The organism is Paraburkholderia sp. RL17-347-BIC-D, assembly GCF_046027915.1.
In the GTDB taxonomy this organism is placed as follows: Bacteria; Pseudomonadota; Gammaproteobacteria; order Burkholderiales; family Burkholderiaceae; genus Paraburkholderia.
In genome coordinates this window covers 38,006-49,075 of sequence record NZ_JARESS010000056.1, presented here as the reverse complement: position 1 = coordinate 49,075, position 11,070 = coordinate 38,006, and the positions used below count along the sequence as shown (strand labels likewise).

At 58.6% G+C, this 11,070-nt stretch carries 11 protein-coding genes; 3 read left to right on the top strand and 8 right to left on the bottom strand.

From position 1 onward, the window contains the following. Nucleotides 1-571: 571 nt before the first annotated feature. The 7 genes from P0D96_RS40390 to P0D96_RS40360 all read right to left on the bottom strand — a co-directional run bounded on the left by P0D96_RS40390 (nucleotide 572) and on the right by P0D96_RS40360 (nucleotide 6,548). The gene (locus tag P0D96_RS40390) at nucleotides 572-1,015 is read right to left on the bottom strand and encodes a hypothetical protein (protein ID WP_408319401.1); all 444 of its coding nucleotides are present in this window, start codon (nucleotides 1,013-1,015) and stop codon (nucleotides 572-574) included. A 602-nt stretch (nucleotides 1,016-1,617) separates the two neighbouring features. Continuing rightward, nucleotides 1,618-2,112 carry a hypothetical protein gene (locus tag P0D96_RS40385; protein ID WP_408319399.1) on the bottom strand — a complete coding sequence of 165 codons (495 nt, stop codon included), beginning with the start codon at nucleotides 2,110-2,112 and terminating at the stop codon, nucleotides 1,618-1,620. 490 nt (nucleotides 2,113-2,602) lie between these two features. Further along, nucleotides 2,603-4,192 (bottom strand): IS66 family transposase, encoded by a 1,590-nt coding sequence (gene tnpC, locus P0D96_RS40380; protein ID WP_408319397.1) that lies wholly within the window; start codon nucleotides 4,190-4,192, stop codon nucleotides 2,603-2,605. A 51-nt stretch (nucleotides 4,193-4,243) separates the two neighbouring features. Beyond that, a complete protein-coding gene (gene tnpB, locus P0D96_RS40375; protein WP_408319395.1) occupies nucleotides 4,244-4,591 on the bottom strand; it encodes an IS66 family insertion sequence element accessory protein TnpB in 348 nt (115 codons plus the stop codon). Then, nucleotides 4,588-4,995, bottom strand: a complete 408-nt coding sequence (gene tnpA, locus P0D96_RS40370; RefSeq protein ID WP_408319409.1) for an IS66-like element accessory protein TnpA — start codon at nucleotides 4,993-4,995, stop codon at nucleotides 4,588-4,590. Before tnpA ends, tnpB begins: the two co-directional genes overlap by 4 nt. 876 nt (nucleotides 4,996-5,871) lie before the next feature. Next, nucleotides 5,872-6,093, bottom strand: coding sequence for a hypothetical protein (locus tag P0D96_RS40365; protein ID WP_408319393.1), 222 nt, complete (start codon nucleotides 6,091-6,093; stop codon nucleotides 5,872-5,874). Further along, nucleotides 6,090-6,548, bottom strand: coding sequence for a hypothetical protein (locus tag P0D96_RS40360; protein WP_408319391.1), 459 nt, complete (start codon nucleotides 6,546-6,548; stop codon nucleotides 6,090-6,092). The genes P0D96_RS40365 and P0D96_RS40360 overlap by 4 nt, the downstream gene beginning before the upstream one ends. A gap of 909 nt (nucleotides 6,549-7,457) precedes the next feature. Between P0D96_RS40360 and P0D96_RS40355 the strand changes: the two genes are divergently transcribed. Further along, nucleotides 7,458-8,096, top strand: coding sequence for a hypothetical protein (locus tag P0D96_RS40355; protein WP_408319389.1), 639 nt, complete (start codon nucleotides 7,458-7,460; stop codon nucleotides 8,094-8,096). 601 nt (nucleotides 8,097-8,697) lie between these two features. Here P0D96_RS40355 and P0D96_RS40350 read toward each other — a convergent pair. Next, the gene (locus P0D96_RS40350) at nucleotides 8,698-9,150 is read right to left on the bottom strand and encodes a winged helix-turn-helix transcriptional regulator (protein ID WP_408319387.1); all 453 of its coding nucleotides are present in this window, start codon (nucleotides 9,148-9,150) and stop codon (nucleotides 8,698-8,700) included. A 123-nt stretch (nucleotides 9,151-9,273) separates the two neighbouring features. Between P0D96_RS40350 and P0D96_RS40345 the strand changes: the two genes are divergently transcribed. After that, a complete protein-coding gene (locus P0D96_RS40345; protein ID WP_408319385.1) occupies nucleotides 9,274-9,909 on the top strand; it encodes an NADPH-dependent F420 reductase in 636 nt (211 codons plus the stop codon). A 48-nt stretch (nucleotides 9,910-9,957) separates the two neighbouring features. After that, entirely contained in the window at nucleotides 9,958-10,917 is a 960-nt protein-coding gene (locus P0D96_RS40340) for an SDR family oxidoreductase (protein WP_408319383.1), read from the top strand. Nucleotides 10,918-11,070: the final 153 nt, after the last annotated feature.

The following is an 11,070-nucleotide window of genomic DNA, read 5'->3' as shown; positions in this document are numbered from 1 at the left end:
GTGGGAGCGGCTCCTAACCATCCTGTCTGGGGCTGGCAGCGCCGAACGGAGAATGTGCCAGTGCGGCCCGGCTACGGAGGTTCGACGAAGCGGTGCGATCGGCGGTCGCTTGCAGTGGCCGGACTTCCGGATTCGGCCAAGAAGCGACCTTCGCCGGCAACGACGATTAGACATTCAGGCGTCGGTTGCGCCCCGGAAGCGGTCATTGAAATCGCGCGTGCGGAGGTCGCGTCAATCGGCCGTTGCCAACGCTCAGACAACAACGTCGGTGAAGCAGTTTCAAATCGCTTCCGGCCGCGCCCACCTCGATGACTATGAATGCCAGGCCTCGTTGTTAGCGAACCTGTGCTCCCGACCAAACTTCCGTCGGCCGCTGGGCGGCAGCGAGATGCGACGAGGTTCGTCAGAAAGCGCTTGATCCGGCGCTACCTGAGCGCCGGATCTGGCAGTCCTCGCCGCAGCGTCAAGCGCCGCGAAATGATTGAGCGGGCTTGTTGACTGCGACCAAGACGTCATCGGTAAAACTAACAAGACAGCAATCGTGGGGATCGCGGGCTTTATTTTCTCCACTTTATTTTGTGAATTCGTAATTTTCAAGATTTGACATCATGTCGTCAAGCGAAAGCAATGCAGCGTCCTTCGCAAGGGCGTTTGTGCAACCGACAGTTGTGCAATCCGGATCCGTCATCGTGTGTACGTATCGGTCGTTTTGCTGAATTTTTGAACCTATAGGCCGCATGGTGGCAACCCCCCATCCCGTGCCGGTTGCGGCCCTGACGCCCCTTGTCACTACCGCACTTGTTTCAAGCACTATTTCATATTTGCTTGAATATTTGCAAAATGCATCGGGTATATGGGCACCGATTTCGTTGCCTATAATATTTTTTATGTCGCCGTCTCCATAGTGATGCCAATGAAATTGGCAAGCCTCAGCTCGTTGAACTCCGGAAAGAAGCAATGCTCCTAGAGTAAGTAAGCAAAGAGTGGTAATGGCAAAGATAGGCGAGGGTTTCAAATAAATGCTCCAGGTGGATGGTCAGCGGAATCGGCACCACTCTTAAGAAAACTGTTGCCTCCGTGTTATCGGCACAATCCGGCGAATATTTAGTGGTTTTGGTGATCACGCATAGTTCACATTGCAACGCGCAAATGCATCTTCAACGTCGACAACGAACGAGGGTACAGCGTGTGCATATGGGCGCCTATTCGACCATTAGCTCGTATGTGGGGCTGTCAACTACGCGTCAGTAAGCAGACTTTTGCGAACGGCTGGACAAGTGACGGATTCGGGTCGGCTACGGTCCTCTGCGCGATGTGCGGTTCGAGAGTTCTGGCGCGCGTCGGCATCGAGCAGAGTTCGGCCAATACGCGACGCAGGTGACCGTTGACAATGCGTCACTCGGACGACCGCTTCCATCCGAAGGCGGTCGTTCCTAGCCAGATTTCGCGCAACAGCTTGTTCGGATGCCAGACACTCGTGAATTGGCATCGATGAGTTCGCAAAAGCGCCTTTCCCGGCATTCGTAGCGTGGCTAGCGATGTGTGTCAGCAAGCCCCAAAACATGCGATATACCTGCACGACCTTGGCGCCTTCGGGCAATCAATCACAATGATTATTTATTTGCCGTTATGTGCATAGCCATCCGCTGTCGTATCGACACTCACGCGGATAAGTACTTTGCTGGTCCCACTAATACCGCCGCCCTGATAGGTAAGAGAACCTTCTTTCTTGTAAAAAGTTTCAATACGATAAGCGTCTTTTCCAAAATAGAACGGGATAAATGCCTTACCTGTCGTGTAATCGTGAGAGTCATTCGGAGCACCGATCAAGTCTTCGACTTGCTTCTGACCCATACCAATCCGCACTTTCGCAAATTTGCTGTTCTTCGCAGGTGTACCGACCATTTCACCGTCGATTCCTCCGACATGGATTTTCTGGATGCTGCGGCCATCGTCGGTTGAAGTTGACTGATGGTTGCTTCCTGCTGTTGTCGACGATGTAGATGGCGAAGCCGTCGGCGTAGTCTGCGGTTGTGATGAAGTCTGTTGCATCGCCGAGCAGCCACAAAGCGCTATTGCAAGACCGGCAGCGACAATATTTTTCGTATTCATGCGATTTTCAATTTTTATGATTGCAGTGTTTAACAAGATGTTTCCATGCCCCAGTTCCGCGAGGTGCCGTTGAGCGAAAGCTCGAATCGTGTTCGGCCGCAGTCCGCCAGAGGATCGCGCGCTACCAGCCTACAAGTGTTGTCGGACTCAAAAACGGAAAACTTTAGATCTGTGCCCGACTTTCTTTCGTCCGAGTCAGGTCTCGTAACTTGGCGGCAGGGTTCCGGACCTTGCAGTAAGGCGTCGCAAGATGCACCTCGCTATGTGCCTGAAGACACGGCTGGTCCTTCAGATCGTTCAATTGAATTTCCGCATGCGGCAAGCATAAAACAGGCTACGGCGATAGCAGATAATTCATTGCGCATTTTTGTTACTTTCCCAGTTAATGAAACTACGCAAGTCAATGTATAGGCAGGCTGTCCGCTTTCTTTAACGTAAGCATCGGATCTACACCGTCGCGGATTTTGTTGACGCGCGAGAGGATCGGCTGCTAGCGAACGGGATCGATGTGTGAGGCGGCGGGCAGCAAAGGAGCGACGTTCCAGGGTAGCAGTTCGTCGATGCGGTTCACTGGGTGATCGGCGATGCGCTCGATGACGTAATGCAGGTAGGCTTCGGGATCAATGCCGTTCATGCGGGCAGATCCGATCAGGCTGTACATCGCGGCTGCACGTTCTCCGCCTGAGTCCGCACCGGCAAATAAAAAATTCCGTCTTCCGATTGCCACGCCGCGCAATGCGCGCTCGGCAATCAGATTGTCAGTCTCGGCCAGACCATCACTGCAGTAATAGACCAGCGCAGGCCAGCGATTCAACGAATACTGGATCGCTTTAGTGGTGTCCGATTTCGCGGAGAGTGTGAGAAGCGTCGTCTCGAGCCACCGTTTCATGTCATCAAGCAGCGGCGCAGCCTTCTCCTGGCGAACGCGCCGTCGTTCTTCAGGCGGCTTGCCACGAATGTACTCTTCGATGCGATAGAGTGCGCCGATGCGCTCGAGTGCCTCGCTGGTGATCGGCGATGCCCGAACAGCGTGTAGCTCATGTAGCTTTCGACGTGCATGCGCCATGCACGCTGCTTCGTGAATCTGACCGCCCAGATACAGATCCGCATAACCGGCGAAGGCGTCTGCCTGCAGTACGCCGGTGAAGTTGGCAAGGTGACGCTGTGGATGTTCGCCGCGACGATCCGGTGTATAGGCAAACCAGACGGCCGGCGCTTCGTCCGAACCACTGGGCCGATCATCGCGCACATACACCCAGAGCCGACCGGTCTTCGTCCTGCCATTGCCCGGCGCGAGCACCGGCAGCGGGGTGTCGTCGGCGTGAACCTTGGTGCCACCAAGCGCGTGGCGGCGCACTGCGTCGACCAGAGGGTTGAGTAGCCATGTCAGACTACCCAGCCAGTGGCCCATGGTGCCCGCTTCGATCTCGACGCCGTCGCGCGCGTACATGACGGACTGGCGATAGAACGGGATGTGGTATGCGAACTTCGATGTCGTGATGTGGGCGAGCAAAGCCGGACCCGGCAGGCCACGATCGATCGGCCGGCTCGGCGCTGCGGCCTGCACGATACAGTCGCAGCACGAACAGGCGAACTTGGGACGGCGATGACGGATGACGCGGAAGTGCGCGCGCACGTATTCAAGCTGTTCGGAAACGTCTTCGCCCAGCGGTTTGAGCGCGCCACCGCACCCCGGGCAGTGTTCCTCGAGGGGCCGATGCACACGCTCTTCGCGTTCGAGGTGATCGGGCAGTGGTTTGCGACAGGCACTCTCGCGCCGTTGCTGCGCCTTCTTTGAGTCAGCCTGGGTGGCCGCACCTTCGTCTGCCTGCAGGTCCTCAAGTCGCAGTTCAAGCTGCTCTATCTGACGCTCCACCTTCTCAGACTTGCGACCGAACTGCATGCGACGCAGCTTCGCAATCGTCAGCTTCAGATGTTCGATCTCGATTACGCGGGAACTGAGCTGGTCCTGCAATTCGACGACCCGCTGCGCGTTTGCGTGAGCCGACGCCGCATGCGCGCGAACCAGCGCCTTCAGCGCATCAATGTCGTCGGGCAGGTCGATATCGGTCAGATCCATTGCGACAGTTTACGACCATCTGCCGCACACGGATCATCGGGTAACAGACGTTTACAAAGCACTGCGCGGGCGTGCCGCTTCGATTGGTTGTCGCCAGTCAAACCCTTCGAGCAGGAGCGAGAGTTGAGCGGTGGTCAACGCCACGACGCCGGCGTCGGCGCGGGGCCATGCAAAACGCCCTTTCTCAAGACGCTTCGCAAATAAACATAGGCCGCCATCGCTCCAGTACAGCGCCTTCAGCAGATCACCACGGCGGCCCCTGAAGATAAAAACATGGCCGCCGTATGGATCCTTCTCAAGCACCATCTGTACCTTCGCCGCAAGGGAATTGAAGCCGGAGCGCATGTCAGTGACGCCGGCAGCGATCCAGATCCGTGTGTTTGCAGGCGGCCCGATCATCGCAGAATCCGCTCGAGGACCAGGCGCAATATCGTCGTGTCGGGCACGCCTTCTATCCGGACCGACGTATTGCCATGCTGAAGCTGAATGCTGCCCTTTGCAGCCTCCAGAGGTGCCGGCGCGTTCGTCGCTTCCGGAGCACGGGCCGCCGGTCGATCGGACTGTACATCGACAACGACAGGCAACATGGTCTGCGTCTGCGCATCTTCGATCAACAGACCCTGAGCGTACAGTTTGCGCCAGGCCCACACCTGATTGGCGTTGATGTTGTTGTCGCGAGCGACCCTTGCGACCGACGCGCCGGGTTCAAACGTCTGCTCGACGACCGATCGTTTCCATTCCAATGGATACCGTCGGTTCTGGCGCTTGGCAGGTAACTCGACTGTCTGAGGCACTGTGTCCATTCCCGTTTGTGGACAGAGTCGGTCACTCGTGTCCGTCGCAGGCGATGATTGCATCTTCTACGCAAGACGGGGAACGGTACAAATCAGATGCTTACTCTTTAACTGGGCTTATGTTTTTTTGGATCGTAGCTGATGCAGCGATGGTGTGCGGTCGTGGCTGTGGGATGAAGCAGGTTGTCTGATCGCCTTTGAGACGAACGGTTCAAGCGGCCCCCGGAGAGGCGGAGTCTCTTGCAGGAAATCGTTCGTGCATGTGACACACGTCAACCGAAGCCCTACGGCCAAGGTTGAGCGCAGTGATGTGTGGGGGCGCCTTACGCTAACCGCATTGGACAGTCGTCGCTCAAAATTCGGGCTCAGCGAAGTGAAAATTTGCCGTCGGATTGGCTGCTTTGCTTGCGTGAGCAGACGCCCATTTATGACCATCTCGAACGGCTGCTCAGGGTCGGGAGTGTGAGTTCGCTGATGCAGGAAGCCGCCGTCCGGCTGATCGATGCCGCCACCGTCAGCAATCTGCCAAATTGCTGACGTAGCATCCAGCCCGCGCCAGTGTCGGCAATGGCCGATGACGAGCGTTGGTCATTTACGATTCGACGGCCGGTTACGAGGTGTAGCCGACGCTTGAACGTCCGACCGCCGGTGCATGTGAACGGCAGGTTGTGGCCGGAACTGTGCCTGTCGTGACCGACGACAGGTGGCCGCACTGCGACAGCGGTGAGCGCCGCTTAATCAATTGCTGTGACTGACGTAGTGGCGAACCGCCGAGTGGACGACCGTCAGCGCCTCTGGCGGACACCTGAGCAGGAGTGACGATTCGGCGGTGATCGACATTCAGCTTATGCAGCATCGGGGAAAATTGCACTCAACCGTACGGCCTTAACGCCGTACGCGGCGGCTTGGGTCGCGCTGGCTTGGATCTACGCCGAGTTCTTTCAGGCGGGTGCGGAGTCGCTGGTTATCGGCAAACAACCCGGCAAACGCCAGCACGAACAGCAGCAGATAGAACCACTGGCCGCTGTAGTGAATCAGTCCCCACGCGGCACCCGCGCACGCGATGGCAGCGAGCAGAAGCGCCGCCTTGTCGAGTAGCCACTTCATGCCGCCGCCCGCTGGTGCGACGCGAGGAACGCATAGTTACCACGCGACGGACTACCCATCATGACTTCCGGGTGGCGCTGAATAAACGCCAGCATCGTATCGGGGATGACCAGCCCAACGCGGGCCGCTGTAGTCCGTGCAGTGGCAGCAGCAGTAGCACCGCTGGTGCATGTCATGGCGGCGTTCGCTGCAACAACCAGCGAGCCGACACATGCGCCTACGTAGAACGATGCGCTCAACGCGCCGATGACCGATAGCGCCTCCAGTGCAGTAGTCGCGCCGATTAGTTCCGCGACGGTTGCGCTCGGTCCCAGCGTCTTGAGTGCGCCCAGCATCGTGGCGACATTCGAAGCCGCCGCCTGAATAGAGCCAAACAGGCTATTGGGGGCAGGCAGGCCCAGCGCACTCATGTTCTGCGTAAACGCGTTGCCGAAATCGCCGCAAGTACTAGCCATAGCGTGTACCGTCATCAACTAGGGAGCACCGATTTTAACTGACAAGTAAGGCGAATTATTCGGTGCACCGTAGTTGATGCGCCATGCATGAACGCCAGCATCGGGCACGGCTGGAATCTGGGAGACTGTGCTGAAACTGGGTTAACTGACAGGCTTCGCACCTGTCTTTCCACCCCTGATCCATCGCCGCCCGGGAAGACCCCGCACAGTGACTTTCAACGGCTCAGTTCGACCCCACTACGGACGTCGGACCAAGCCCTACTTAGCCGTCCGATTCTAGGATGCAGTGGTCATTCACTCGCGGTCCGTGGCGTCGGGTCAGTTGTGGCCCCGGATGGCGACTCATTGCACTTCGGAAGCCGCCCTTCAGGCCCGGCCCGTTCAGGTGGCGTATGGATCGCGAATGCACAGGTTTCCAAAATTACCCAGGATCAACCCGGCGCCAGCTCAGCGACAGCTTTTGTTACAGAACGGTTTGCTGCAGTGCACCCTCGGGTTTGCCCGGTTGTCGTGGACGGATGCGAAGCATAGCCTTCGTAATGATTTGGTAATAATTTATTCGCATGTTGCCGGGTAAGCCAGCCGCTCTCGCGCTCTGCGCAATACGCACAGGTTTCACGACTGCGCTCCACACGCTGGCGTGTCAAACGACGCTCCGAATGACGACTGAAGTGTTGTGCGCTGTTCTCGCCGGCGCAGCTTCGACAAGCCTCGATCGAAACGTGCGGTTTGACCCAGCCGACATGGCCGCCGACGGTGGTCCTGCCCGGTGTGAGCATAGGTCGTGATGATTCCGGTGCGGCGCGGTCGGTTCCCCGCACGAACCTTATTTTGATCGTCGAGCACCGACAGACGCGTTGCCCGACGACGCAAGGTAGCCCTTTTGATGCAGACCTAAGGTTGATCTAGATGAACTCCGCTTACTCCTCAGCCGAAAGCGCGCATCACCTGTTTCGTTGTCGCCCGTATCTGGCTGCTGCTGCGATAGCACTGACATTATCTTCGTGCGGGGGTGGTTCCGACTGTCTGGACGAGGGCACTTGCTATACTGTCGGTGGCAGCCTTTCCGGGCTTCTCGCCAACAGTTCGGTTACCCTTCAAGACAACGGCACCGACAATCTGACGCTGAGCAACAATGGAGGATTTTCGTTTAACAACACGGTGGACAGCTCCCGCAACTTTAGCGTCACGGTTCTAACCCAGCCGGTCGGGCAGTCATGCACTATCTACCACCAGGATGGAAGCGGCTACGGCCCCGCCGACGCAAATGTTAACGTCGTCTGCACCCCAAACAGTCATACCCTGGGTGGCACCCTGAATGGCCTCGCACCGGGTACGACCATCACGCTGCAAAACAACGGTGCGAATTCCCTCGCTCTCGCAGCTAACGGCAGTTTCAACTTTCCCACGAAGGTGCGATACGGTGATGCTTATTCGGTTACGGTCTCGGCGCAGCCGATCCCACCAACGCGGACGTGCGTAGTGACTAACGGCACCGGCACCGTCCCGGACGGCGACATCTCCAATGTGAGTGTGACATGCCAATAACGCTGCGATGATGCAAACGTCCAATCGTGTTGGTTGTACGCAGGGCGCCGCTGGCGAGCAACACTAACGACGACCTGGGTGTGCCCTTCTTGGTCGGCCGCAATCGTTACCGCCCTTACCGGCACGGATGGCCTCTCACCGTTGCGATCCATATCCTTGCATGCAGCGGGCGACCATCCTTATTTCAACCGCCCGGTCCAAGAACAGCGACGTTGGCGATCGGCGATTCGACCCAGCCCTTGCAAAAGCCGATAACTGGATGCGCCGACCGAAACAATTCGGTCCCGTGGCGCCCGGGTCTCTAGACGGTCCGCCCAACTGCGAAAATACAGTCGCAATGGCCCGAGGTGAACACGCACACGCTGCCAAGCTCCGATTGTCGACAATCTTCACCGGAACGCCGATCGTCTCTAACTGGGCCGGTCACTGCCGGTCGTCGATTGGCGACACGCGACCCTGAACCGCCGCTGGGGTTGGTGAAACATTAATGGCGGCTTCCAGGACCGTTTCGGACATCGGCCCCCGCTATTCGCTGCACCTCGTAGCCGGTGGTGTGTGCATATCGTTCGTGCGACGTGACAGGGCGCGCTTGCCGTCTTGCTCATTCCTTGCTCTCAGGAAACATACATCCACCATTGCGGACCAGCGCCTTCACCTCTTCGCTCACCTGCAAGGGGCTTTGACTTAATCGAGCGACGAACTCCTTGCGGCGCCGCACGTAAGACTTCGAATCGTACTTTGCACTCCAAAGGACTATGTTGAGCACCATGGGAATGAGATCCAAGCCTTTTTCGGTCAGCGCGTAGAAGTCCTTGCGCCTGTCGTTGGGGCTGGGCGCCTTCGAAAGAATTCCTTGCTCCTCGAGAAAAGCAAGGCGGGACGCAAGGACATTGGTCGCGATTCCCTCTTCCGATTTCAGGAACTCGCCATAGGTCTTCTTGCCGACAAAAACGATATCGCGAATGATCAAGAGCGACCACCGGTCGCCGAAGAGCTCCACGCCGTAGTTCACCGCGCAATGGGACCGAATGTCTTCTTTAGATGTCGTCTTCATGGCTAAATATTAACATCGCTTGCGTATCACAAGTAAATTCCGCTGTTTACTTGTTTTTTGCAAGCAATGTGTCTAGCATGGTTGTTCGGGAGTACGAGCAGCACCCAACAACCAGGAGACTGCATGAGCACCGTCAGCATCATCGGCACGGGCGGCATGGCCGCTGCGATTGGCGGCCTTGCCGCCAAGGCCAGACACACCGTCGAGGTGATGAGTCGCGACGCCGCCAAGGGGCAGGCGCTCGCCGAGCAGATCGAAGCCGGCGCGACGACAGGAACGTACGGCGCCGCCCCGGCCGGAGACATGGTCGTCCTGGCGGTTCCCTACTCCGCCGTTCTTGACGTGGTGAAACAGTACGGCGAAGAGTTGGCAGGCAAGGTTCTTGTTGACGTCACCAATCCCGCCGCCTCTGGCCACACGAGCTTTGTGACCCCCGGCGACAGCTTCGGCGCGCTGGAGATCGCCAAGGCAGCCCCTGGCAATACGAAAGTCGTCAAGGCGTTCAACACTCAGTTCTCACACGTACTGGCTGCCGGTCCCGCCGAGGGCCACCCATTGGACGTGTTCATCGCGGGGGACTACGCGCAGGCGAAGGCACTCGTGTCGGCGTTCGTCGAGAGCCTCGGACTGCGCCCTATGGATACCGGGCCGCTGCCCATGGCGAGGACGCTGGAGCACGCCTGCCTGCTGTCGCTGGGTCTCCTCACCCACTCCGTCAAGCACACCAACTTCTCAATCAGCGTCAGCCTTCTCGGTTGAGTGCACCGGTACCACCGCTTCTCGCATCACATTACTCATAAGGATCATATGCACGTTTTCGTCACTGGCGGGACCGGCCAGGTCGGTTCATACCTCATTCCTGACCTCATCGCCGCCGGGCATGAGGTCGTCGCCTTGGCCCGGTCGGACGCGTCTGCGGCGGCAGTGTCTGCACTCGGCGCCAGGGTACGACGTGGAAACCTTACCGACCTTGACGATCTGAAGACGGCGGCGGCGGAGTCCGACGGCGTCATCCACCTCGGGTACAGGGCCGAACTGCTTTCGTCTGGCGGGATTACTGCCTTAGGCGATTCGGAGCTTTCGATCGTGCTCGCATTCGGCGAGGCGTTGGCGGGCACCGGAAAGCCACTCGTCGCGGCGGGGAGCATCGGCGCGCCCACGAACTTGGGACGGGCAGGCCCGCTCTTCGCACCAGCCAGCCTTGGCCGACCGGCGACCGAGGATGACCCGGCCCTTCCTTGTGGACCCATGGACGCGGGCACGCTGGTGGCTCGCAACATCGTGGAGACTGCTGTAGTGGGGCTCGCAGAGAGGGGCGTGCGTTCGTCGGTCGTGCGAATTCCTACCTTGGTTCATAGTTCGACCGGGCGCCTGCAACTGATCGGGCTCGCGAAAACGAAGGGCTTCGTCGGCTACCCCGGCGACGGCGAAAACCGGTGGCCCGCGGTGCACACCAGCGATCTGGCCTCCTTGTTCCGCCTGGCGCTCGAAAAAGGACCTGCGGGCAGGACCTGGCACGCGGTCGGCGACGAGGGTATCCGGTTCCGCGAGATAGCGGAGGCCATTGCCGCCCGCCTGGGCCTGCCCGCCGTGAGCATTCCCGCTGACGAACTGATGCTGCCAGGCTATTTCGGGTTCCTGACGGCGGTGGTGACGCTGGACCTCGCGGCGTCCAACGCGATCACGCGCCAGGTCCTCGGCTGGGAGCCTGCTCAGCCCGGCCTGATCGCGGACTTGGACAACGGTCATTACTTCCCTGCCGGCTGACAAGCTGACGGCAGGGAGCCGGTAGCAACGCACGCGGCCATCATACCCAAACTCATGAGTAAAACTGCCCATGAATATTACAAAACCCGCCATCTTCGCACTCGGCGCCAGCCTTCTCGGCTGAGCGCACTCGCAGAAATTCTCACACCACAT

Excerpts from the sequence above, each read along its gene's own strand:
- P0D96_RS40340 (WP_408319383.1), top strand. The coding sequence starts at position 9,958 with ATGCACGTTTTCGTCACTGGCGGGACCGGCCAGGTCGGTTCATACCTC.
- tnpA (WP_408319409.1), bottom strand. The coding sequence starts at position 4,995 with ATGGACACAGTGCCTCAGACAGTCGAGTTACCTGCCAAGCGCCAGAAC.
- tnpC (WP_408319397.1), bottom strand. The coding sequence starts at position 4,192 with ATGGATCTGACCGATATCGACCTGCCCGACGACATTGATGCGCTGAAG.
- P0D96_RS40345 (WP_408319385.1), top strand. The coding sequence starts at position 9,274 with ATGAGCACCGTCAGCATCATCGGCACGGGCGGCATGGCCGCTGCGATT.
- tnpB (WP_408319395.1), bottom strand. The coding sequence starts at position 4,591 with ATGATCGGGCCGCCTGCAAACACACGGATCTGGATCGCTGCCGGCGTC.
- P0D96_RS40365 (WP_408319393.1), bottom strand. The coding sequence starts at position 6,093 with ATGAAGTGGCTACTCGACAAGGCGGCGCTTCTGCTCGCTGCCATCGCG.
- P0D96_RS40350 (WP_408319387.1), bottom strand. The coding sequence starts at position 9,150 with ATGAAGACGACATCTAAAGAAGACATTCGGTCCCATTGCGCGGTGAAC.
- P0D96_RS40360 (WP_408319391.1), bottom strand. The coding sequence starts at position 6,548 with ATGGCTAGTACTTGCGGCGATTTCGGCAACGCGTTTACGCAGAACATG.
- P0D96_RS40385 (WP_408319399.1), bottom strand. The coding sequence starts at position 2,112 with ATGAATACGAAAAATATTGTCGCTGCCGGTCTTGCAATAGCGCTTTGT.
- P0D96_RS40355 (WP_408319389.1), top strand. The coding sequence starts at position 7,458 with ATGAACTCCGCTTACTCCTCAGCCGAAAGCGCGCATCACCTGTTTCGT.